Source organism: uncultured Anaerovibrio sp. (assembly GCA_902786545.1).
In the GTDB taxonomy this organism is placed as follows: Bacteria; Bacillota; Negativicutes; order Selenomonadales; family Selenomonadaceae; genus Anaerovibrio.
In genome coordinates this window covers 1-24,665 of the sequence record CADACU010000030.1, presented here as the reverse complement: position 1 = coordinate 24,665, position 24,665 = coordinate 1, and the positions used below count along the sequence as shown (strand labels likewise).

At 46.0% G+C, this 24,665-nt stretch carries 21 protein-coding genes and 1 tRNA gene; 18 read left to right on the top strand and 4 right to left on the bottom strand.

Annotation, left to right across the window (positions count from 1 at the left end; translation table 11 throughout):
• The first annotated feature begins 10 nt into the window (after positions 1–10).
• A complete protein-coding gene (gene ilvB, locus QZV24_RS07030; protein WP_290657205.1) occupies positions 11–1,684 on the top strand; it encodes a biosynthetic-type acetolactate synthase large subunit in 1,674 nt (557 codons plus the stop codon).
• Between the two features lie 60 nt (positions 1,685–1,744).
• On the opposite strand, the gene QZV24_RS07025 is transcribed toward ilvB, so the two are convergent.
• The gene (locus QZV24_RS07025; protein ID WP_290657203.1) at positions 1,745–2,455 is read right to left on the bottom strand and encodes a FadR/GntR family transcriptional regulator; all 711 of its coding nucleotides are present in this window, start codon (positions 2,453–2,455) and stop codon (positions 1,745–1,747) included.
• Positions 2,456–2,890: 435 nt separating this feature from the next.
• On the opposite strand from QZV24_RS07025, the gene QZV24_RS07020 reads away from it, so the two are divergent.
• The 13 genes from QZV24_RS07020 (at position 2,891) to QZV24_RS06960 (ending at position 15,342) form a co-directional block, all read left to right on the top strand.
• Positions 2,891–4,576 (top strand): methyl-accepting chemotaxis protein, encoded by a 1,686-nt coding sequence (locus QZV24_RS07020; RefSeq protein ID WP_294522080.1) that lies wholly within the window; start codon positions 2,891–2,893, stop codon positions 4,574–4,576.
• 79 nt (positions 4,577–4,655) lie between these two features.
• Positions 4,656–5,402 carry an NAD-dependent protein deacylase gene (locus QZV24_RS07015; protein ID WP_294522078.1) on the top strand — a complete coding sequence of 249 codons (747 nt, stop codon included), beginning with the start codon at positions 4,656–4,658 and terminating at the stop codon, positions 5,400–5,402.
• Positions 5,403–5,545: 143 nt separating this feature from the next.
• Positions 5,546–6,340 (top strand): molybdopterin-binding protein, encoded by a 795-nt coding sequence (locus tag QZV24_RS07010; protein WP_294522076.1) that lies wholly within the window; start codon positions 5,546–5,548, stop codon positions 6,338–6,340.
• 79 nt (positions 6,341–6,419) lie between these two features.
• Positions 6,420–6,495, top strand: a tRNA-Lys gene (locus tag QZV24_RS07005).
• Positions 6,496–6,565: 70 nt separating this feature from the next.
• Positions 6,566–7,339, top strand: coding sequence for a 5'/3'-nucleotidase SurE (gene surE / locus QZV24_RS07000; protein WP_294522073.1), 774 nt, complete (start codon positions 6,566–6,568; stop codon positions 7,337–7,339).
• Between the two features lie 65 nt (positions 7,340–7,404).
• Positions 7,405–8,646, top strand: coding sequence for an adenosylhomocysteinase (locus QZV24_RS06995; RefSeq protein ID WP_290657194.1), 1,242 nt, complete (start codon positions 7,405–7,407; stop codon positions 8,644–8,646).
• Positions 8,647–8,728: 82 nt separating this feature from the next.
• Positions 8,729–9,409, top strand: a complete 681-nt coding sequence (locus QZV24_RS06990; protein ID WP_294522071.1) for a L,D-transpeptidase family protein — start codon at positions 8,729–8,731, stop codon at positions 9,407–9,409.
• 30 nt (positions 9,410–9,439) lie between these two features.
• Positions 9,440–10,738 (top strand): serine hydrolase, encoded by a 1,299-nt coding sequence (locus tag QZV24_RS06985; RefSeq protein WP_294522069.1) that lies wholly within the window; start codon positions 9,440–9,442, stop codon positions 10,736–10,738.
• 15 nt (positions 10,739–10,753) lie between these two features.
• A complete protein-coding gene (locus tag QZV24_RS06980) occupies positions 10,754–11,683 on the top strand; it encodes an ABC transporter permease (protein WP_294522066.1) in 930 nt (309 codons plus the stop codon).
• Positions 11,684–11,698: 15 nt separating this feature from the next.
• The gene (locus tag QZV24_RS06975; protein WP_294522113.1) at positions 11,699–12,607 is read left to right on the top strand and encodes an ABC transporter permease; all 909 of its coding nucleotides are present in this window, start codon (positions 11,699–11,701) and stop codon (positions 12,605–12,607) included.
• A 13-nt stretch (positions 12,608–12,620) separates the two neighbouring features.
• Positions 12,621–13,607 (top strand): ABC transporter ATP-binding protein, encoded by a 987-nt coding sequence (locus QZV24_RS06970; RefSeq protein ID WP_294522063.1) that lies wholly within the window; start codon positions 12,621–12,623, stop codon positions 13,605–13,607.
• Entirely contained in the window at positions 13,607–14,563 is a 957-nt protein-coding gene (locus QZV24_RS06965) for an ABC transporter ATP-binding protein (protein ID WP_294522060.1), read from the top strand. The genes QZV24_RS06970 and QZV24_RS06965 overlap by 1 nt, the downstream gene beginning before the upstream one ends.
• Positions 14,564–14,718: 155 nt before the next feature.
• The gene (locus QZV24_RS06960) at positions 14,719–15,342 is read left to right on the top strand and encodes a hypothetical protein (protein WP_294522057.1); all 624 of its coding nucleotides are present in this window, start codon (positions 14,719–14,721) and stop codon (positions 15,340–15,342) included.
• A gap of 100 nt (positions 15,343–15,442) precedes the next feature.
• Here the strand turns inward: QZV24_RS06960 and QZV24_RS06955 are convergent, their stop codons facing one another.
• Positions 15,443–16,837 (bottom strand): sodium-dependent transporter, encoded by a 1,395-nt coding sequence (locus QZV24_RS06955; RefSeq protein WP_294522053.1) that lies wholly within the window; start codon positions 16,835–16,837, stop codon positions 15,443–15,445.
• Between the two features lie 444 nt (positions 16,838–17,281).
• Entirely contained in the window at positions 17,282–18,112 is an 831-nt protein-coding gene (locus tag QZV24_RS06950) for a DUF4931 domain-containing protein (protein ID WP_294522050.1), read from the bottom strand.
• Positions 18,113–18,428: 316 nt separating this feature from the next.
• Here QZV24_RS06950 and QZV24_RS06945 point away from each other — a divergent pair, with 316 nt between their 5' ends.
• From QZV24_RS06945 to QZV24_RS06935, 3 genes are read left to right on the top strand one after another with little or no spacing between them, the layout of a single operon-like run.
• Positions 18,429–20,039, top strand: coding sequence for a polysaccharide biosynthesis protein (locus tag QZV24_RS06945; RefSeq protein ID WP_294522046.1), 1,611 nt, complete (start codon positions 18,429–18,431; stop codon positions 20,037–20,039).
• Between the two features lie 16 nt (positions 20,040–20,055).
• Positions 20,056–20,925, top strand: a complete 870-nt coding sequence (locus QZV24_RS06940) for a YegS/Rv2252/BmrU family lipid kinase (protein ID WP_294522043.1) — start codon at positions 20,056–20,058, stop codon at positions 20,923–20,925.
• 34 nt (positions 20,926–20,959) lie between these two features.
• Entirely contained in the window at positions 20,960–22,384 is a 1,425-nt protein-coding gene (locus QZV24_RS06935; protein WP_294522041.1) for an amidophosphoribosyltransferase, read from the top strand.
• Between the two features lie 149 nt (positions 22,385–22,533).
• On the opposite strand, the gene QZV24_RS06930 is transcribed toward QZV24_RS06935, so the two are convergent.
• Entirely contained in the window at positions 22,534–22,809 is a 276-nt protein-coding gene (locus QZV24_RS06930) for a hypothetical protein (RefSeq protein ID WP_294522040.1), read from the bottom strand.
• 174 nt (positions 22,810–22,983) lie between these two features.
• On the opposite strand from QZV24_RS06930, the gene QZV24_RS06925 reads away from it, so the two are divergent.
• Positions 22,984–24,665 (top strand): B12-binding domain-containing radical SAM protein (locus QZV24_RS06925; RefSeq protein ID WP_294522036.1); only part of this gene is annotated, 1,682 nt, incomplete at its 3' end.

Sequence of the window (24,665 nt, the reverse complement as noted above, 5' to 3'; positions counted from 1 at the left end):
GGTAAGGCAAATGAATGGCGCACAGGTTATTGTAAAAATTTTGCAGGAACAGGAAATCGATACATTATTTGGTTATCCCGGTGGTATGATTTTGCCATTATATGATGCCCTTTATGATGAAAAGAACATAAAACAGATTTTGGTAACCCATGAGCAAAACGCCGCCCATGCAGCGGATGGATACGCCCGGGCGACCGGCAAGGTGGGAGTGTGCATTGCCACCTCCGGACCGGGAGCCACCAATCTGGTCACGGGTATTGCCACGGCTTTTATGGACTCTATTCCGGTGGTGGCCATAACCGGTCAGGTGGATACCGGCCTGTTGGGGCGGGATTCATTTCAGGAAACGGACATATTGGATGTAACCATGCCCATTACTAAGCATAATTACAAGGTGAAAAATCCGGCCAAATTGGCAGAAATACTACGGGAAGCCTTTAAAATAGCCAAAAGTGGTCGCCCTGGACCGGTGCTGGTGGATGTGCCACGGGATATTCTTTTAAATGAAGCTCCATATTATGAGGCTGTTTGTGAGGAGCCAAGGAATTCTGAGCCGGATGTGGACTTTAAAATTTGTGCAGCTGAGGCGGCTGATGTTATCTGCAAGGCACAGCGACCGGTGGTTATTGTTGGTGGTGGCGTGGTCTCAGCCAATGCATCCAAGGAGGTAACGGCTTTTGCCGAGCATTTTAATCTGCCGGTGGTATATACCTTGATGGGAATTGGTGGCATACCTAAATCCCACAAAAATGTGCTGGGCTTTGCCGGTATGCACGGAAAAAAAGCGGCCAATAATGCGATTGCTAATGCTGATTTGGTTATTTCTCTGGGCAGCCGGTTTGCGGACCGGCAAACTGGTAATCTGGATAAATACACTGCTGAAACCAAATTTATTCATGTGGATATTGATCCGGCGGAAATAGATAAGAATATTGCCAGCAGTATTGGTTTGGCGGGAAATATGAAGGTTATTCTCAGTATGCTGATGCGGCGGGAACCGACCCAAAAGCTGGAGGAATGGTGGGAAACCATTCGGTCCTGGAAGTCGGAGTATGCCTATGATTATGCTGTAAACCGGCTTACCTTGCCATGGGCGTTGAATCATATTGCCAGGGCTACGACCGGAAAAGAATTTGCCTATGCCACGGATGTGGGGCAGCACCAGATGTGGTGTGCTCTGCATTTACGGGTGGAGGAGCCACGGACTTGGTTTACCTCGGGCGGATTAGGCACCATGGGGTTTGGCCTGCCGGCTGCCATGGGGGCCCAACTGGCCTATATGGGGAGTGGCAGCAAGCGGCGGGTAATCCATGTGGCAGGTGATGGCGGTATCAAAATGACCGGCAATGAATATTACACCATTGCCAGATTGAATTTGCCGATTATTTCCATCATTGTGAATAATCGAAGCCTGGGGATGATACGCCAGCTGCAGAATGTATATTATAAGGAAAGGTACATTGCCTGTGAATTTGACTATGATATGGATTACGCCGGCTATGCCAAAAGTTTTGGTATCGATACTTATAATGTTTCTACCTCTGATGAATTTGCTGACGCATTTTCCAAATCCATGAATGAGGCTGACAAACCGCATGTTATTGTGATAAATCTGCATCGCAGCTTTGTGGAGCCGATGATTAAAGGCGGCGCCAAAATAAATGAATTCGTTGATTTTAAATAATGCCTGAATTGGCACTAAAAAATGCTCTCGATATTTATGAGAGCATTTTTATTATGGGATTTATTTTTTTTCGTTGTCCAGCTTCTTGGTCATATTTTCATACATATATTCCCGAATCAGGCTGAGATGGCTGGTCATAAAATTGCAGGCATCAAAGATTCGACCGTTGAGTATGGCATCAAGAATTTTCCGGTGATAATACAATGTATTGGTGACACTTAAATTATTCAATGTCAGTTCAATGTTTTTCTCGATTGAAGTAAAGAGAATATAGGTAAGGTTGCCTATAACCCGGTTGCCGGTGGCTTCGGAAATGAGCTGATGAAATTTGCCATCGATTTCTACATAAGGCTCGCCTTTGCTGATGCGTTCTTCCAGTTGGTTCATCAAATCAATCAGGGCCTGCTTCTGTTCCTCAGTAGCGTTGGCGGCAGCCAGCTGGGCGGCCTTAGGCTCGATCATAAGCCGTAAATCAATCATATCAAGTGCCAGCATTTGGTCGTCATAAATAAAGGTCAGCCCCAATGGATCGTCTGGTATGCCCTGCTTTTCAGAAATAAAAGTGCCGGCTCCCTGACGGCTTTCCAGAATGTTACGGGCGATGAGAACCTTGAAGGCTTCCCGCAAGGTTCCACGGCTGACCGCAAATTTCTCCAGAAACTCAGCTTCGGTTGGGACCTTGTCACCAGGCTGAAGCTGTCGAGAGGTGATGTATCTGATAATTTTGTCGGTGGTGAGTTCTACCAGTGTCTTTCCACTATCCTCTTTCATACTAGCGCCGCTCCTCATTGAAAAAATTGTTTCAATTATTTAAAAAAATAAAATTCATATGACTATTATAAACAATTTAGTTAAAAAATACTACCGAGAAACAAAGAAAAAGAGATAAAAAATTGTATTATTAGTGAATTTTAAGGAATAAGAAGAAAAAAATACTAAAAAACATATTACAAATTTGTCTGTCAATTTAAGAATAAGTATTTCTTCTACAATAAAAATAAAAATAATAACTAAAGGTTATTAAAATAATAATAAAAGGAAATATGTGCAATTTTCATAGAAAAAGTTAAAAAATTTTTGTGAGAAAAGAAGGATTATAGAGGAAATTTATCGAATCATAACTCGTGAAATGGGTGATACTGTCATCTGCTATATATATATTAGGCAATAATTTTTACAGTTTAAATTATCTGAGGAGGGATAAATATGAATATGCAGAAAAAGGCCATTATTTTTCTGTCGGCCTGCATAGTTCTGGTCTGTATTATCGTGGCAATTGTGGGGTATCGGGATGCTGTAAAAGGCTTCGAAGAGTCACTGGATGATCAGGTTACTGACTGTGGAGTCTTATTTTCCCAGTTTGTGGAGAATAATTACAAAGGTGACTGGAATGTAAGAAATGGTCAGCTCTATAAAGGCGATGTCATGGTTGAGGGCAAGACCACCATTATGGATAAGCTTCACGAGGATACCGGTAATTCATTTACCTTATTTTTAGGTGATACCCGTGTGTCAACTACCGTAAAGAATGAAAAGGGTGAGCGGGCAATTGGTACCAAGGCATCACCGGAAATTGCCGATCGGGTACTGAAGCATGGTGAGACTGTTGTTATGGAAACAAAGGTTTTGAACCAGCCTCACTTTGTATGTTATCAGCCAATTAAGGATGCCAGCGGTCAGAATATAGGTATGGTTTTTGTTGGTGTTCCATCCGGTGTTATGGAAAATCTGGCCCATGATTTCGCATTTAATATGACGATTGCCGTTTTGGTATTGTTGATTATTATGGGGGTAATTGTAACCTTCGTGGTAAGACGTCAGCTGCAGCCGCTGGTTCGGGTTCAGAAAGCGTTGGCTGTAGTGGCAGAAGGTGATTTGAGTGCTCCGAGCCTCAATATTGATGGTAACGATGAAATTGCGCATCTGGCCCATGATACAGATCGGATGAAAGCTGCCGTACGGGGTATGATGAAGAAGATTACCAACTCGGCTGAGCAGGTAGCGGCGGCCAGTGAAGAGCTGACGGCCAGTGCCAATCAAACAGCTGAAAGTATCCGCCTGGTAGCCGAGAGCGCGGTAAAGATGGCGGAAAACAATCAGCATCAGGTTTCTATGCTGAATGTTACCAATGATAAAACCAATGATATGAGCAATGATATGGATAACCTTACGGAATGCTCCAATTTGATGAAGCAGGCTGCCCAAGAGAGTATGGAAGGGGTCAAGGGCGGTCAGGTTACTGTTCAGCGGGCTATTGATACCATGAACAATATGTCCAAGCAAATCAATGAGTCTTCTGTTATCGTGGAGACCTTGGGTGAGCGTTCTGCTAACATTGTTCAGGTTATTGAGACCATTTCCAATATTGCCAGCCAGACCAATCTGTTGGCTCTTAATGCCGCCATTGAGGCCGCTCGGGCCGGTGAGGCCGGTCGTGGCTTTGCGGTAGTTGCTGAGGAAGTCCGGAAACTGGCTGAGCAGTCCGAAGTAGCAACCCAGAGTATTTCCAATATGATTATGAGTATTCAGGAAGATACCGCCAAGGCAGTTAAGGCCATGCAGGAGAACAACGAGGGGGTTCAAAATGGAACCCAGATTGTGGCTGAAGCCGGTGAAGCTTTCCGTCAGATTGCTACTCTGATTGATAATATGTATCAGCAGATTGATGTATCCTTGGCAGCTATTGAGAAGACCGGTACTACCTGTAACGAGATTCAGGGAGTAATGACTGATGTCGTTGCCTTGGGTGACCGGTCCAACCAGGAAGCTCAGGGTGTCAGCGCTTCTACTGAGGAGCAGGCGGCTATGATGGATGAAATCTCCAAGGCCAGTCATTCCCTGGCTGTATTGGCTCAGGGACTCCAGACTGAGGTTGCCAAGTTCAGAGTATAAAATAGTTATAGTTTAGTATTAGTGGAAGCGGGACTGGTTCATCGGTCCCGTTTCTTGTTTCTGCAGTGAGGAAGTAGCTATGGATAAGATACAGGAATTGGCGCAAATGCTAAAAGAAAGCTCTAATGTGGTGTTTTTTGGCGGGGCTGGAATGTCCACCGAGTCTGGCATACCGGATTTTCGCAGTGCGGATGGTATATATAGCCAAAGCCTTCATCGGGAATTTACGCCGGAGGAGATGGTTTCTCACAGTTTTATGATAAATCATCCCGCTGAGTTCTTTGATTTTTATCGGACCCGGCTGATGTATATGGATGTAAAGCCTAATCCCGGGCATTATGCACTGGCCAAACTGGAGGAAAAGGGGAAATTACAGGCAGTAGTTACTCAAAATATTGATGGACTGCACCAGATGGCGGGCAGCAAAACGGTTTATGAGCTACACGGTTCAAGCTATCGGTGGCACTGTATGGATTGCGATAAAGCCTATCCGGCGGACTATGTATTGGCAGAGGCCAATAAACCAATTCCTCGTTGTGAGGACTGCGGCGGAATTGTAAGACCAGGGGTAGTGTTGTACGAGGAAGGGCTGGATAATCAGGTGATTGCCCGCTCGGTGGCGGCGATTGCCAGGGCGGATACCCTGATAGTAGGTGGTACGTCCCTGATTGTCTATCCGGCGGCGGGGTTGATTGATTATTTTCAAGGGAAAAATTTGGTACTGATAAATAAAACGGCTACCAAGGCGGATAATCGAGCTCAGCTGGTAATTAGGGAACCGATAGGCCAGGTGCTCTCCCAGGCAGTGGAGCTTTGCTTTGGCTGAGAAAAGTGGTATTCTTTGACAATTAGCGTTTCAACGAGCTGGGAGATATGCTCGCCAGCTGTTGTAGTTTGTTTTCCCCCACCTAAAGAGGTGGGGGACATCTTAAAGCTCGTTATATAGAAATATTCATTGGAGATGTTTAGATGGTTGTAGAGTTGATTAGTGTTGGCACGGAGCTTTTGCTGGGGGATATTGTGAACACCAATGCCCGGTATCTGGCCCGGCAGCTGGCCAAGCTGGGACTGGCCTGTTATTATCAGACAGTGGTAGGGGATAATCCGGAACGGATAAAGGCTGCATTGGATGTAGCCTTTTCCAGGAGCGATATGGTTATTCTTACTGGTGGATTGGGCCCGACCAAGGATGACCTTACCAAGGAAATGATAATGGATTATTTCCATAAGGAAGTTATTCTGGATGAGCAGGCTCTGTCCATGATGGAAAAGCGATTGATGGCACGGGGCTTTGGCCCGCTGTCCGACAGTCAGAAAAAGCAGGCCTATGTGCCAAAGGATGCTATTATAATGTACAACCATAATGGTACGGCACCGGGCTGTATCGTGGAAGATAATGGAAAATATTGCCTGTTATTTCCCGGCCCACCAAAGGAAATGGAGCCGATGTTTGAGGAATATGCCTTGCCCTATTTAAAACAGTTCAGTGACCGGGTCTTTGTTTCCATAAATATAAAAATGATAAGCAAGGAGGACGCACCGGTGACTATTGTGGGTGAGGGGCCTTGTGCAGAGCGGTTGGGTGACCTGGTGGATAATGCCAATCCAACTGTGGCAACCTATGCCAAAACTGATGGGTGCCTTATCAGGGTAACGGCAGCAGCCGAGAATCGGGACAAAGCGTTGCGGCTGCTAAATCCTATGGTGGATAAGTGTAAGAGTGTTTTGGGAGAAAAATATATAAAGGAAATATATGAGGAATAAATTTCAAAATACTGTTGACACGATGGTAAGATAAAGATATAATATACATCGTTGTGAGGCAAGGATGTGCCGAGCAAATGACTCACTAGCTCAACTGGTAGAGCATCTGACTCTTAATCAGCAGGTTCGGGGTTCGAGTCCCCGGTGGGTCACCATTTGAATGTTGGCAGGTTGGATTTTTTCCAGCCTGTTTTTTGTATATATGCAGGTAGAAAGGAATAGACTATGAAAATTCTTATCAGCAATGATGACGGGGTTCAGTCTCCGGGAATTGAAGCTCTGGTAAAGGTTCTCTGCCGGGAACATGAGGTAATAGTTGCAGCGCCGGCCAGTCAGCAAAGTGCCAAGGCACATGCCATTACCGTTGGTAAACCGATTTATATTGATGAATACAAGCCCTTGATGGATAGATACGGTATCAAGGCGTACAGTATTGGAGGTACGCCGGCTGACAGTGTTAAGCTCTATTTGGAAGGCGTTTTGGATAATAATGAGACATTGTTCCCGGATCTGGTTATTTCCGGGATAAATGACGGTTCTAACTTGGGGACTGACTTGATTTATTCCGGTACGGTGGGGGCTGCCAAGGAAGGCTTCATTCATAATATTCGGGCTATTGCCGTCTCCCTTAGCTACCGGCCTATTATGACCTTTGATGAAGCCGCGGCTGAACTGGCAAAGAAGCTGCCGGTGATTTTGGGCATGGAACGGGAAGAAAATGAATATCTGCTTAATATCAATTTTCCGGTAAAGCTGGCGGAAAACTATCAATGGCTGTGGGCTTATCAGGGAATCAGAAACTATGAAAATGCTTACATTCCCAAGACGGATCCGGATGGTCGCACTTATTATATTGTGGAGGGTGACATTATCGATGATGGTAACAGCCCGGTTTCAGATGTGGTTCTGTGCAACCAGGGCAATGTTACTGTGACCCCTATCCGACTGAAGGTAGCTGATCACAAATTCTTGTCTGATAAGGCAGGAAAAGCTTTATAACTGTGTTAAATAATGTTAAAATGAATTGTTAGAGCAAATAATTGATTTAAAATAGGAGGCGTATTATGGAGTCAAAAATCAAAGATATTAAATTAGCACCTTCTGGACATGATAAAATCAACTGGGTAAAGAATTTTATGCCAGTGATGAAGGCTATAAATGATGAGTATTCTGTTTCCAAGCCATTTGCCGGCAAGCGGATGGTTATGACCATGCATCTGGAAGCCAAGACGGCTTACCTGGCCATTGTATTGAAAAATGCTGGGGCGGAGGTTATTGCCACCGCATCCAACCCATTATCCACTCAGGATGATGTGTGTGCTGCTCTGGTGGAGTCCGGGGTAACGGTTTTTGCTCATCACGGCTGTACTATGGAAGAGTATGACAAATACATTGATATGGCACTGGACTGTGAGCCGGACATTATTATGGATGATGGTGGTGACTTGATTTATCGTCTGCACAATGATCGGCGGGAGCTCTTGCCAAAGATAATTGGCGGATCTGAGGAAACCACTACCGGTGTTATTCGGGATAAGGCCCTGGAAGCGGCCGGAAAGCTGGAGTTCCCAATGATGGCAGCCAATGACGCATATTGCAAGTATCTGTTTGACAACCGGTATGGTACGGGTCAATCTACCTGGGAAGGCATCATGCGGGCTACCAATCTGGTTATTTCCGGCAAGACAGTAGTTATTGCTGGCTATGGCTGGTGCGGCAAGGGCGGCGCTATGCGGGCCAAGGGACTTGGTGCCAATGTTATCATTACTGAGGTGGACCCAATCAAGGCTATTGAAGCGGTATTTGATGGCTTCAGAGTTATGCCGATGGATGAGGCTGCCAAGATAGGTGACATTTTCCTGACCCTGACCGGCGATAAGGATATTTTGCGGGAGCGTCACTTTGCCTCCATGAAAAATGGTGCTGTGATGGCTAATTCCGGTCATTTTGATGTAGAGATAAATATTCCGGAACTGGAGGCTATGACTGAGTCCCGGGTACAGGTGAAGGATGGCATCGAAGAGTTTAAGTTTGCTGATGGCAAAAAGTTGTATCTGTTGGGAGAAGGTCGGCTGGTAAATCTGGCTTGCGGTGATGGTCACCCGGCCGAGATAATGGACCTTTCCTGGGGCGTACAGTTCTTCTCGGCCCTGCATATTGTTGAAAATCATGATAAGCTGGAAAACAAGGTTTATGTGCTGCCGGAGGAAGTTGACCAGAAAATTGCGAAAATCAAGCTGGCAGCTATGGGGATTGAGATTGATGAGCTGACGCCGGAGCAGTACGCATATTTACACCAGTGCTAAGTAGATGTTCAAAATTCAATAAGATAAAAAAGGGACTTTTATAGTCCCTTTTTACTATATTATATGAATAATGAGGTATATTATGAAAATCATGTTATGTAGTGTTTGTTTTACCGTCATTATGATGTTGATGGTGACCAATCTAAAAATAGCCAATGCTCAAAATGGTCCGTTTTGGGATAATCTGATGGCTAAATATTGGGCTGACAGCCGGGTAAAGCAGCTGATTTTAGTGCAGCATATCGGGGGCAGTGATGCCAAGGTCAAGTTTTATGTCAAGTCGCAGGAAAATCCTCTCTCTTGGAGCTTGCTGCTGTCCTGTAACGGGTTTGTGGGGAAAAATGGCATTGGCAAGGAAAAAGAAGGAGATTTAAAGACTCCCACGGGGGAATATGATATCTTCTGTGCAGTGGGAATCAAGGATAATCCAGGAACAAAGGCTAAGTATATCAAGCTGGATGAACATATTTACTGTGCGGAAGGACCTTATTATAACCGGCTTGTTGATGATCGGGATGTTCCCCTGAAGGAGATAATGAAATTTGATGGGGACCCGATGAGTGATGGCAGCCCTCAGTTTGACTATGGCCTATTTATGGCCTATAACAAGGAACGGAAGCTGGGCAAGGGCAGTCAGATTTATCTCCATTGCACCGGGCCAAATCCATATACTATGGGCTGTGTGGCTATCAGCGAGGAAAATATGAAATTTATTTTGCAGCATGTGGATAACAGCGTAAAAATTTGTATTTATCCTTTATAAAAGTATTAACTCTAATTAAGAGGATGGATTATGGAAGATTTTGGCAAAACAGAAGCTATATTGGCTAATATGGTGGGAAGTGCTGTCGGGCAGGTGCCGGGGCTGGGTGCATTTGTCATAAAGAACGGGCAGAAGGTTTTTTCCTTTTGTGGTGGAAATGCTTATTTGGACAGTAAAAATCCGTCCAATAACCGGCCTTTTACGGATAACAGTCTGTTTCGTATAGCGTCTGTCTCCAAACAGTACACCGTTTATGCCATTATGCAGCTGGTGGAGCAAAACAAGCTGAAGCTGGATGATGAGGCTGGTCAATATTTGGGCTTTGAACTCATTCATCCTAAATTTCCCGGGGACAAAATAACCATACGGATGCTGGCTGACCACACTTCGGGGTTGCGGGATGGGATAATTTACTGTATTCCACCGGAGTACTCCCTAAAGGAATTTTTTCAGCCTGATGGGCGTTTTTATGAAGACGGGGGCCATTTCTCGTCGGCCAATGAGCCGGTAGGACAGTATTTCTGTTATTGCAACTTAAATTATGGCTTGTTGGGCACTGTTATTGAAGCGGTGACCAATCAGCGATTTGATAAATATATGGCAGAGCATGTCCTGAAACCATTGGGGATTGACGGTGGATATTTGCCGGCTAATTTACCCCCAAAAGAATTTTCCCGGTTGGGGACATTGTATCAGAAACAGGATGAGCAGGGTAATTGGAATGATAATATGCCGTGGCGCGGGGTTATGGACTGCTACACTAATCAGCAGCCGCCACATGATACGGTAACCATGCAGAACCCGTATGCGCTTAAGGATGATTCGGCCCAATATACTATAGAGAATTATCGGATTGGCAGCAACGCAACCTTTTTTGCACCTCAAGGTGGGCTGAGAATGTCATTGAAGGGATTGGAAAATACTCTGTTAATGCTGATGGGAAAGGGAAAACTGAACAATAAAGTATTCCTGTCGGAAAAATCCTTCAATGAAATAACAAATCGTCAGTGGTGGTATCACAACAATAACGGTGACACAGGTGATGGCACGCTGTTGTCCTATGGATTGGGCTTGTACCAGATTGATGGAGAGAGCAGCAGCCGGGTCTGTCGGGACAAATGCATTGACCTTGTGGGACATACAGGGCAGGCCTTTGGGTTGTATGCAGGACTGTTTTTTGTGCCGGGGACCCGGAATGGGTTCGGCTACATCATAAACGGTATTGGGATGTCAGAAGAGGATAACCGAAGCGCGGGGCGCTTCAGTGGAAATTTTGTTTGGGAAGAAACGATAATGAATGCCCTGTGTGCAGGGTTATATTACAAATAGAAGGTGGGGAAACGGGTGCTGAATTATTTATGTAAGCGAGTGCTCAACTCGATAATTGTACTTTGGATTGTTATGACCGTGACCTTTTTTCTGATGCACGCTATTCCCGGTGGTCCATTTACCCAGGAGAAAAGCCTGCCACCGGCGGTTCAGGCCAACATCGAGGCCCGGTACAAGCTGAATGACCCGTTGCTGACCCAGTACGGGGACTATGTGAGTAATGTGATAAAAGGTGATTTGGGGCCGTCCTTTAAATATGTGGGGCGGTCAGTGAATGATATTATCCGGGAAAGCTTTCCGGTTTCTTTTGAGCTGGGCATGGAAAGTATTTTAATTGCCCTAATGTTGGGAATTCCAGCGGGGGTAATGGCGGCGTATCGGCGGAACAATTGGCCGGATAAGACCGTAAATCTGTTGACTACACTGGGAATTGCAGTGCCGGGCTTCGTGCTGGCGGCTCTGATGGTGGATTTTTTTGCCATGAAGCTGGGTTGGTTTCCGGCGGCCTTATGGGAGGGCTGGCAAAGTCGTATATTGCCGGCATTGGCACTGGCCGCAATGCCTATGGCCTTTGTCACCCGATTGACCAGGTCCAGTATGCTGGATGTTTTGGGACAAGATTATATTAAAACCGCCAAAGCCAAGGGGCTGAGTACAGCATATATTTTGTTCAGACATGCCCTGCCCAATGCCCTTATTCCGGTGGTGACCTATGTTGGTCCGATGGTGGCCAGCATTTTGACCGGCAGCTTTGTCATTGAGACGATTTTTGCCATTCCGGGGCTGGGGAGCTACTTTGTTACCAGTATCTATAACCGGGATTATACGGTCATTTTGGGTGTTACTATTTTTTACAGTGCCATTATTATTTTTATGAATATTTTGGTTGATATAATTTATCCAATTCTTGATCCACGGATTAAATTGGGGCAGCGGGAGGAGTGATGACGGATTATGGATATGAAATATGATTTTACACCACTAAACCGGACTGTCACTGCTGACCAATCGGAAACCGCTGGACCGGCTACCGGCTATTGGCAGGATGCCTGGTTGCGCCTGAAAAAGGATAAAACTGCGATGGCGGGCATGCTGTTTATAGCGTTTCTAATGCTGGCGGCCATATTTGTTCCGATGTTTTCCGGTATTTCTTACGGAGATCAGGATTTTAGCCAGACCAATCTGGGGCCCTCTATGGAGCATTTTTTTGGTACGGACAATTTGGGTCGGGACATGTTTATCCGGGTGCTGTATGGTGCCAGAATTTCATTGTCTATTGGTGTGGTGGCCAGCCTGATAAATCTGTTTATCGGAGTGATTTACGGTGGTATTTCCGGTTTTGTGGGAGGCCGTACTGACCGGATAATGATGAATATTGTGGATATCCTATATAGTGTGCCTACCCTGCTGTATGTCATCCTTCTTATGGTGGTATTTAAGCCCGGGTTAATGAATATATTTATCGCCCTTGGTATCAGCTACTGGTTGCAGATGGCCCGTATTGTGCGGGGAGAGGTGCTGAAAATCAAGGAGCAGGAATTCGTTATGGCAGCTAAAAGCATGGGGGCAGGTTCAGGAAGGATTCTCTTTAAGCATCTTATTCCTAATTCTATGGGAGTAATCATCGTTTCCTTGAGTTTGTCCATTCCGGATGCTATTTTTACTGAAGCTTTTTTGAGCTTTATCGGTCTGGGGGTGTCGGCGCCTATGGCCAGCTGGGGCGTACTTTGTTCGGATGGCATCAACTCTATACGAGCGTTTCCGCTGCAGCTGTTTTTCCCGGCCATGGCCATCAGCTTGACCATGCTGGCCTTTAATTTTTTCAGTGATGGGCTGAGGGATGCTTTGGATCCAAAGCTGCGGCGATAGGAGATGGAGACTTATGAGTACCAGTATACTTTCAGTAAAAGATTTGTCCGTAGGTTTTCATACCTATCGGGGGGATATAAAAGCCGTTCGGGGGGTTACCTTCGGCGTTGATGAAGGGGAAATCGTGGGCATAGTGGGCGAGTCCGGTTGCGGGAAAAGTGTCACTGCCCATGCGGTTATGGGGTTGTTGCCCAAGGAGAATTCCTTTATCAGTGGTGGAAGTATTTCCTTTATGAACAACGATATAACGACGCTGTCGGAGGAAGCCATGGAAAATATCCGTGGGTCAGCCATATCCATGATTTTTCAGGATCCGATGACATCATTGAACCCGGTGTTGACCATTGGCCAGCAGATGACGGAAGGGGTAAAGGGATTAACCGGACAGGAGGCCTATGAAAAGGCAGTGGCTCTGTTGGAACGGGTGGGAATTGCCAATCCAAAGGAGCGAATGAAGGATTATCCCCATCAATTCAGCGGTGGTATGCGCCAGCGGGTGATGATTGCCATGGCCTTGATGGGCAATCCTAGACTCTTGTTTGCAGATGAGCCAACCACGGCCCTGGATGTAACTATTCAGGCGCAGATTTTGGCGCTTTTGAATGAGCTGCGGCATGATATGAAGATGTCCATTGTTTTGGTGTCCCATGATTTGGGGGTCATCGCCCGGATTTGTGACCGGGTAAATGTGATGTACGCCGGGCGCATTGTGGAGCAGGGCACCGTGGCCGAAATTTTCCATAATCCGCAGCATCCGTATACCAAGGGACTGTTAAATTCCTTGCCACGGATGGATATGAGCCTGGATGAGGAGTTGCCGGTTATTGATGGTCAGCCCCCGGACCTGCTGTACGATATAACGGGGTGCAGCTTTGTTTCAAGATGTGGTTGTGCCATGAGGGTATGTACTGATACCAAACCGGTTGAACAATCAGTCAGCGACAGCCACAAGGCGGAATGCTGGCTGCTGGCAAAGAATAGATCAAAGGAGGCTGTGTGATGGATAAGGAAATGCAGCCTTTGCTGTCGGTAAGAAATCTAGCCAAGCGCTTTGCTGTGAAAAAGGATTTTTGGGGTAGAGCCAAGGAGTATAATTATGCCTTAAACGGCGTGTCTTTTGACATATTTCCCGGTGAAACTCTGGGGCTGGTGGGGGAGTCCGGCTGTGGAAAAACCACTGCTGGCCGGACCATCATGGGGCTTTATCGTCCAACAGCCGGCCAGGTTTTTTTGCACGGTAAGGAGCTGGATGTGGCCAATGGGCCGGACAAGCGGATACAGATGATTTTTCAGGATCCCTATGCCTGTCTCAATCCACGGATGACCGTGGGCGAAATTATTGCTGAACCGATGGAAATCAATGGGGTATATAAGGAGGCCGGGGCGAAAAAACAGCGGGTGTATGACTTGCTGGATATGGTGGGGCTAAGCAAGGAACAGGCCAACCGGTTTCCCCATGAATTTAGCGGTGGCCAGCGACAGCGGATTGGCATTGCCCGGGCCTTGGCAGTTAATCCGGATGTGATTATTTGTGATGAGCCGATTTCTGCACTGGATGTGTCTATTCAGGCTCAGGTTGTAAATTTGATGAGTCGGCTGCAAAAAGAGCTGGGGCTTACCTATCTGTTTATTGCCCACGATTTGGCTATGGTAAAATATATCAGCCATCGGGTGGCAGTGATGTATAAGGGCAGCATAATGGAACTGGCTAAGGCGGAGGATTTGTACAACAATCCAATGCATCCGTACACAAAAACTTTGTTGGCGGCTATTCCTGTACCGGATCCGGATGTGCGGGCGGATATTGCTTTGATAAAAGGGGAAGTGTCACAAAATGTGGGGACGGGGTGTCCTTTTGCCGGACGATGTCCATCGGCCAGTGACCGGTGTTGGGCTGAAAAGCCGAAGACCAAAGTGATAAACGGCCATATTATCGCCTGTCATTTGTATGTTTAGCCTTTATTGAAGAGTTGATGGGCAACGCAAAAATAATATGCCAAATTGTTTGAATATTGCAAAAAATCCCTTATAACGGTATAATGTTATGAGGGGTTTTGTATTTTTGATAGCTTACAAGGAAGTAGGCGAAAACGGGCAAGGAGGTGCTGGTGGTGAGTATTGGCGGTATAGGCGGTAATACGGGCTACGGATATGGAATGACCGGTACCCCAGGGGCAATGGGTGGCTCGCAAGGATATGGTCAGGGTGTTGCGCAAGGATATGCAATGAGTGGCACTCAGGGCTATGGGGTAGCCGGCAACCAAGGTCATCAAAGCCGTAACGAAGATGAAAATGCCACAATGGTCAACGGACGGAAGCTGACTGATGGCAAGGGCTTGGGGCCAGACCATCAGATTAAGCCTGGAAGAAAGTCTTCTCCGGCCGAGTGTAAAACCTGTAAAACCCGCAAATATCAGGATGGGTCTGATGAAATGGTGTCATTTAAAGCACCAGGGCATATCGCCCCTGAAAATGCGGCGGCGGTGGTATTGAGCCACGAGCATGAGCATGTGGCCAATGCGTATAATAAAGCCAAGAACGGTAACGGCCATGTGGAGAGGGCTACTGTTCAGCTGAAGGTGGGTATCTGTCCGGAATGTGGCCGGTCGTACATTTCCGGTGGTGTGACTAATACTCAGATTAAGTATTATAACGAAGATAATCCATATCAGAAGGGGCTGAAACGAACCGATGCTATAAAGCTTCGGGGAGCTCATTTGGATATAGCAGCATAATTGTTTACCCTGCCTTGTATACAAGAGGCAGGGTATTTTGTTGCATTAAAAAAGAGCCATCTGCTACAGACAGCTCTTTTGGTCATTAGTATATATTTGCTTAGAATGAAATCATTCCGGAGGACTTCAGGAAGAGGATAATCAGCAATACAGGAGCAATGAACTTCATCATTGCAATGTAAATGTACTTGCGGCTGAAATTCTCACCATTCTTTTCCATTTCCTGAATAATAACATCTGGTCCAACAACCCAACCAATCATAATGCAGGTGCCGATGGAAATGATTGGCATAAAGATGCTGTTGGAAATGTAATCCATCACATCCAGAACCTGACCGGTGCTGCCGGTTGGCAATGGCAGTTCAAAGTAGAGTACATTGTAGCCAAGGCATACGATAGTACCAAATACCAAAGCGATGGCAAATTCAGCCAAAGCAGCCTTTACACGGGTGATATGGAAGTAGTCCATAAAGCTGGAAACGACCGCTTCCATGATGGATACGGCACTGGTTACTGCAGCGAAGAGAACCATCAGGAAGAACATAATACCAACGATAATACCGGCGGTACCCATGCTTTCAAATACCTTTGGCAAGGAAATGAACATCAGGCCCGGGCCGGAGGCGGACAAACCCTCGTTGCCCATAAAGGTGAATACAGCTGGGATAATTAACAGACCAGCCAGGAAGGATACCAGGGTATCAAAGAACTCGATGCGGTTTACGGAAGAAACAGCATCAGCTTTGTCGCTGACATAGGAACCATAGGCTACCATAATACCCATAGCTACTGACAAAGAGAAGAACAGCTGGCCCATAGCGTCTACCAGCACTGACATAAAGGTGCTGAAGGTCAGCCCTTCAAAATTCGGAATTAGATAAATAGCCAAACCATCCATACCGGTTCTGGTAACACCATTGGCATCGGTGTGGGTAATGGTAAGGGAATAAATTGCAATGGCAATAATCAATATGATAAGGGCTGGCATAATAATCTTGGAAGAAGCCTCAATACCCTTGTTAACACCCAAAAGAATGATTGCGGTGCACGCCATCAAAAACAGGAACATATACACCAGTGGTTCATGCTGGGCGGTAATAAAGCCGACAAAATATCCATCCTGAGCTGCTTCCACATAGCTTCCGGTGGTAAATGCCAGGAAATACTTGATAACCCAGCCGCCGATAGCACTGTAATAAGGCATAATAATTGCAGGAATTAAGCAAGCCAGGAGCCCCAGCCATCTCCATTTTTTGCAGATGCGGGAATAAGCGGTCAACGGACCTTGCTTTGTCTTACGGCCGATGGCAATCTCGGTGGTAAGTAAAGCAAAACCGAAGGTCAACAATAAAACAAAATAAACCAGCAGGAACAACCCGCCACCATCCTTGGCAGCCAGATAAGGGAATCTCCAGATATTACCAAGGCCTACTGCCGAACCAGCAGCTGCCAGAACAAATCCAAAGGATCCACCAAATGATTTTCGTGATTCCATAATCACAACTCCTTTTTTGTAAAATGGGACTTATTCAGTGGGAGCTTTAAGCGGTCACTGAATCTAGTCGAATAAATCCTGAGCTATACGGGTGCTCACCTCCCAACTCAAAGAAGGAAACTTTAACACTCGTTAGCGTAGTGTAAGTATACGAGCGTTATTATAACACATTAAAAAAATAAATGAAAGAGATGTTTTATAAAAATATGTGTAAACTTGTAAAGTTGTTTAAAACAATAAGCAAATTTACAAATACAGTAATTATGCAGATTTTTGGCGCTTGATGAATAAATATTTAAAATTGTGGGGACAAAAATGTATATGTATTTAAAAAATATATAGTGCTAATCGTGGACATTAAATTTTTTGGAGGGGACATAGGGGCGAGAGAGCAAAAAAATACCTTCCCACAACTGGAGAAGGCAAATATTATTTAAGTATTATCTATTTAAATCCTTTTTTTATAAGATGTGCTTTTAAATTTTCAGCAAAGGTCGGAATGGAAGTAGGACGAAGACGGATATTATAGCCTACAAACATGGGGGGAGTGGCAAAACGGGGCATTATTTTGGCCCGCAGCTGTCCGTCAACATTATAAAAGAAAATATTGTAGCTGAAATTAGGACGCCGGAAAAAGTCTTTCATAAAGGCGATGGTTTCCTGCAGCAAATCCGCCAGCACATTGATACTGTCCTCTTTGGGCAGCAGGGCACATTTACCATTTAGATCAGTGGAGGAGTAGGCCTCCTCCGAAAGCACAATATTGTATTCCGAAAAACCGATGCGGGGCGAGGTGGAGGTGTTCAGTTCAACGCCTTTGGCTGTATATATTGTAATGCCCTCAAACTCGGAAGGGTCATACATCAGCTCAGGGGCCAGATCCGGGTAACCTACCAGCTGCATATGTGGATGCTGGATGGTACCGCCGGACAGAGGACCATAGTTTTTGAAAAAAATCACCGAACGGTACTGACCTGAGTTTAACATCTCTATCCAATGTCTGATGCCGAAATTCATCACCCGGCGGATTTGTTCGCGGGGATAATCAGGAATATCCGATTTGCACACATCGGTTTCAATCAGCACCAGTTGAGTGGATGGATCCATCACATTGTATTTGTTCTTCAATAATATGATATTGCCGTCGGTATCGATGATATCCACCAAATCAGCCACATTACAGAAGGGACAATCGTTAGTATTTTGTATCCCGGCAATGGTCCGGGGCTTTTTTTTGCCAATGGTGGTATCAAAGTCTATGATGTTTATATCCATTTACAGAACTCCTTGTGTGCTTGCAGTCTAGGACTGTAAGTGATATAATTTTTTAGCATGGCTTACTGTGCCATAAACGATTTTACCGGCGCTGATGGGTGCCAAGGCTACCCTAAAGCCCGGGATTTATTTGACCGCATTTAGTTTGAGTCTGAAGCTCCAACTGAATAAGTCTCATTTTACAATGGTTTCCCCTTTATTAAAGCACAATAAAAAGGGGGATACAACTATTTTTCAATAAGCCTGAAAAGGGTGTGATAATATTAGTACTCAGGAAGTTTCCAAAGAAAATAACAAATCTGATAAGGGAGAATCCTTGCTGAAGGGTACCCTGATACTCACTGTGGCCGGTGTAGTAGTCAAGGTGATTGGTTCCTTGAACTGGATTTTCGTGTCCCGTATCTTGGGCGGTGAGGGTATTGGCCTTTACCAGATGGCGTTTCCTATATATTTCTTCGCTTTAAGTGTGTCTACGGCCGGTGTACCGGTGGCTATTTCCATCATCACCGCTGAACGGGTGGCCTTGAAGGATATTTGGGGGGCGAAACGGGTATTTAAGGTATCTATGTCGCTGATGTTTGTGACAGGTATCTTTTTCTCCGTTTTGACCTATTTAGGAGCCCAATGGCTTATTGATTTCCACTTTATCCGGGATCCCCGGGCCTATTGGTCAGTTGTGGCCTTGGCACCAGCTATATTCTTCGTTACGCTTTTGGCCAGCTCCCGCGGTTATTTGCAGGGGTGGCAGCGAATGACTCCGACAGCTGTATCTCAGATAGTGGAGCAGATTTTCCGGGTTGTTACCATGATTATGTTTGCCAGCCTGTTTTTACCATACGGCTTGGATTATGCGGCAGCGGGCGCCAGTCTGGGGGCCTTTGCCGGTGCGGTAACTGGTCTTATTGTGCTGGTTTATTTCCATTGGAAGCTGGAAAAGGATATCATCAACGAATTTGGCCGAAATATTCAGCCACTGCCAGATGCGGAGCAGACCTCCCATTGGGGTATCATCAAACGCATTTTTGCCCTGTCTTTGCCGGTATCGGCGGCCAGCATTATGCTGCCGGTAGTGTCAAACCTGGATCTGGCTATTGTACCGCAGCGGTTGGAGGTAGCCGGTTATAGTGTTAATGAAGCTACCGAGTTGTTCGGTTATTTGACGGGTATGGCCGTGCCATTGGTCAATCTGGCCACTATTTTGACAGCATCCTTAGCTGTAAGTCTTGTGCCGGCTATTTCCAAGGCCAGAGCCCTGCAGGATGAAAAGATGGTATTCAGTCAGACTGCGTCCGGTATTCGTATTTCCAATGCGGTATGCTTCCCGGCCTTTATTATCGTGCTGATTTTGGCCACTCCGATTGCGTCATTGATCTACAATGCGCCAGCCGCCGGACCGGCCATTATGGTTTCGTCGGTAAGTATTGTTTTGCTGGGGCTTCATCAGGTATCGACGGCGATACTGCAAGGCCTGGGGTATCCATCCATTCCGATGATAAATATGATTGTAGCAGCCGTGGCCAAGGTAGTATTGAACTGGACCTTGGTAGCCCAGCCATGGCTGGGCATTATGGGAGCTGCTTGGGCTACTGCAGCTGATATGGGTGTGGCGGCCATTATCAATATGTTCTTTATCTACAAGTACATTGGCTATCGTATGGAAATCCCACAGTTTTTGAAAACCGTGGTGGCGGCTGTGGTAATGGCCGGAGCGGTGTGGTATTTCTACGACTATACCATGGCTTACTTGGACAGCAACATACTGGCTACCTTTGGTGCTTGCCTATTTGGCTGTATTGTATATTTGGCTGTACTGCTGGTTATCGGTGGTATGATGGAAGAGGATATGGCCCGCATCCCGATGATTGGCCGGTTTGGTATCAAGGCAATGCACAAGCTGGGTGTCTACAAGGATAAGCCTATAAATTGACATTGAGGGAGTTCATATGAAGAAACTCGTTTTGGTATATAATCCGGTTTCCGGCAAAGCGGTATTTAAAAAGCGACTGGATGAAATTATTTTCAAGCTGCAAAGTCGTGGCTGTATGGTTATTCCATATCGGACTACACCGGAAAACGCAAATTTACTGGATTTCATCAAAATAGCGGCACCGGATGGCATTATTGCTGCCGGAGGAGATGGCACGGTTCATGAGATTGTCAATCTCATTATGAAGGAACAGCTGAATATCCCAATGGGAATAATCGGCACAGGTACTTCCAATGACTTTGCCACCTTTCTGAAGCTGGATACAGAGGAATATTTTGACCGTATAGCGGCAGGAAAGACGAAAAAAATCGATTTGGGCAAGGTGCAGGACAAGTATTTTATCAATGTGGTAAGTGCCGGTATGGTAACCTCAATTGCCCACGAGGTGGATACCAGATTGAAAAATGCTTTCGGCAAGCTGGCCTATTATGTACATGGCCTGAAAACCCTGCCGAGCTTTCGGGCTCTGGACATTACGGTCCGTACTGAGAAGGAAGTGTTTCACGAAAAGGCCTTTCTGTTTTTGGTGGTAAATTCCAGTGTAGTAGCCAGCTTTAAAAATGCGGCGGTTCAGGCCAGTGTTCAGGATGGGGTCATGGATTTGCTGATTATGAAGCAGTGCAATATGAAAGACCTGATGGTGGTGACTACCGAATTGCTGGCCGGGAAGGACATTTCCCAGCGCAAGGAGGTTATATACCGCCAGGCGGCTTCCTTTGAGGTGGAGTGCAGCGAGCCACTCACCAGTGACATAGACGGTGAGATTGGACCGGAGCTGCCGTTGCGGATTGAAACGGTACCTCAGTGCTTTGAGATTTTTTATTGATGTAAGTTTTTGGGCTTTGGAAGGAGAAAACTAAATGGGTGGATTTTTTGGCGTGGTATCCAACAAGGATTGCGTGGTAGATTTGTTCTTCGGGTTGGATTATCATTCACATTTGGGAACCAGATACGGTGGTATGGTAATTCATGACCAGGCCAATGGCTTTCAGCGGCAAATCCATTCCATAGACAAGACCCCTTTTCGGACCAAGTTTGAAAAGGAGCTGGAGGAATTTAACGGTACCAGTGGTATAGGCTGTATCAGTGATACGGATCCGCAGCCATTGATGGTGCGCTCCCATTTGGGGATTTATGCCATTACCACTGTGGGGATTATAAATAATGCCGATGCCCTTTTGGAAAACTATTTTTCGGATAGGTCTCGCCAATTTATGGCTACCAGTGCCGGTAAGGTGAATTCCACGGAGATGGTGGCGGCGCTTATTAACGAAAAGGATGATATAGTATCGGGGATACTCCACGCTCAGGATGTTATTGATGGTTCGGTAACAATATTGCTCCTTACAGCCCAAGGTGAGATCATAGCTGCCAGGGATAAAATGGGGCGTTTGCCGGTTATTATCGGCAAGAGCGACAATGGATATTGCGTGTCATTTGAAAGCTTTGCCTTCCAGAAGATGGGCTATGAAATGTTCTACGAGCTGGGGCCACGGGAAATTGTTCGGATGAATGCCAATGGTATCGGAACCATTTCTCCAGCGGGTGAGGATATGAAAATCTGTGCCTTCCTGTGGACCTACTATGGTTATCCTACTTCCTGTTATGAGGGAGTAAATGTGGAAATGATGCGGTGCAAAAATGGCAAAATTATGGCCCGGGAGGAAAAGGAACGGGGGACTCTGCCTGATTTGGATTATGTGGCCGGAGTGCCGGATTCCGGTGTCCCACATGCCATTGGCTATGCCAGTGAAAGCGGAGTGGAGTTTGCCAGGCCGTTTATCAAATATACACCAACCTGGTCCCGGTCCTTTATGCCCACCAATCAGAAAGTTCGCAATCAGGTGGCCAAGATGAAACAGATTCCGGTACCGGAGCTGATAAAGGACAAGAAATTGCTTTTTGTGGATGATTCCATTGTCCGGGGGACCCAGCTGCGGGAAACGGTGGATTTCCTCTATAAGAGTGGGGCCAAGGAAGTGCATATGCGCAGTGCCTGTCCGCCGATTATGTACGGCTGCAAATATCTCAATTTCTCCAGCAGCAAATCGGAAAACGAACTGCTGGCTCGGCGAGTTATCCAGGATTTGGAGGGCAGTGAAGGAGAAAAGCATATTGATGAATACGCCGATGCCAGAACGGAACGGGGCAAGTGTATGTTGAAGCGTATTTGTGAAATGTTTAAATTTGATTCCCTTGGTTACCAGTCTCTGGAGGGGACGCTGGAAGCCATTGGTATCGACAAGGATAAAATTTGTACATATTGCTGGACGGGCAAGGAATAAGTATTTATCTGCTCTTCAAAGGGCGCGACGCGAAGCTGGTCCTGCAAGGACAACGCAAGGCATAGTCCCTTTAGGGGCGTTGTTGCAATCAATTAAAAAAGGGATGTAAAGCGTTTTACATCCCTTTTGTTATAGACACAATTTGTTGTTTATTTAACTGGAGATAAATCCTTTACCCAGCCCTGAAAAGCCTTGATGATGTTGCCAGCCGGCATAGCTGCCAGCTGCTCGTCAGTAAGTCCGGGTGGGATTAAAGGAGCCAGCGTAGCGGCAGTGGACATAAACTCTTCTTCAGTCATGCCACCGAGTAAACCCTTAACAATCTCATAAGCTTCCTGAGGGCTCTTGGCTTCACTGAGCTTCTGGAGCATTACCGGATCCTGCATAATAGCTGCACCAATCTGCATAAACTTTTCTGGTATCATTATAAATCACATTCCTTCTTAGTTTTTTTGTATAACCATTGAACTTGCCTTCCCTTTTGGGGAAGGGGGACCGCTTGCGGTGGATGAGGTTCAGTGAGTGGTTATAGCGTAAAATCTCTTATTATTATAACCTAGTTGTAGAAAATTTTCTACAAGCAAATTTGGAGTAAAAATATGAAAAACATTCTTTGGCTGGCATTTAATGCCAAGTTTTCCCACACCTCACTGGCGACTCGCTACCTGCGTCAGGCGGCGGCCGAAATAAAGATTCCGTCGGAGATTTTGGAGTTGACCATCAACAATTATATTCCGGATATTCTCAGTGAAATATATGAGCATAAGCCGGATATATTGGGAATAAGTTGTTATATCTGGAATATAGAGCTGGTCAAAAAGGTAATTCCCCTGGTGCGACAGGTATTGCCCCAGTGTATTATTATCTGCGGTGGACCGGAGGTATCCTACGAAACCAAAAGCTTTATGCAGGATAACCCGGCAGTGGACTTTGTGGTGCGGGGCGAGGCCGAAGACACCATAAAAGCCTTGCTGGAACATATTGTTGTTCGCCAAGATATCAATGGGGACAGAATATTGCTGAATGAGCCTGATATACGGGGATTGGCCTACCGTCAGATTGATGGCTCTGTGGCAGAAGGGGAAGCTGTTACAGTTGTTGATGCAGATGAACCTCGCTGTCTAAGGGTGCCTTTTCCTTATATCAAGGAAGAACTGGCGGACATAAAGGAAAAAATCCTTTATTACGAAACATCCCGTGGGTGTCCCTTTTCCTGTGCCTATTGCCTGTCCTGTGCTACGGCGGGAGTACGGTTCCGACCATTTGATGAAGTCCGGCAGGAGCTGGATTTGTTCGTTGAATGCAATGTACGGCAGATTAAATTTGTTGATAGGACCTTTAATGCCCGAAAAGAGCATTTTTTGCCCATTATCCAGTATATAAAGGACTTGCCGGCCAGCTGCCGTACCAATTTTCATTTTGAGGTGGCAGTGGACTATTTGGATGATGAGACCATCGGGCTGTTACAGGCTTTGCCCAAAGGGCGGGTACAGCTGGAAATCGGCATTCAGAGTACCAATCCAGCGGTTTTAAAGCGTATATCCCGAGTGAACCATTGGGGGGATATCTGCCGCAATATTAAGGCCCTGCAGAAAAATGGCAATATGCATATTCATACAGATTTGATTATCGGACTGCCGGGAGAGGATCTGGCATCCTTTGGCCGGTCCTTTAACGACCTATATGCCTTGCACACGGATATGCTGCAGCTGGGATTTTTAAAGTTTTTGAAGGGCGCTGCCATGATGGAACTGGTGGCGGCCTATAATTACAAATATATGGATATTGGTCCATATGAGGTCCTGTCCAACGATGTGATGGATTATGGACAGATTCGGTGGCTGCATATCTTTGAGCAGGTATTTGAGCTGTATCATAATGCGGGACGCTGCCTGAAATCAATCGAATATATGATAGAAAGCTTCTTTGACGGTAATGCCTTTGCGTTTTATTCCCATTTTACTGATTTTTGGGAAAAGCTGGGGAATCATAAACGGGCCATTAGCGCCAAGAGTCTTTATGGTTGCTTGTGGGCTTTTTTTGAAACGGTGGCAGATCCTGATATAGATTCAGATACAAGGAATAATCACTGCCTGGTTATGGACAATTTGATGCGATTTGATGCCTTGATGGCAGATGGCGGCCAGAATAGGCCGGAGTTTTTGAAGTGGAATCGGGAAACCTATCAGGAGCAGACGGCGGCCTTTTGGCGGGATAAACTGCCGGCGGGCAAGGGGGCCTCTGCCGTAATTGATGGTTATAAGTTTACTAACTGGCGGGA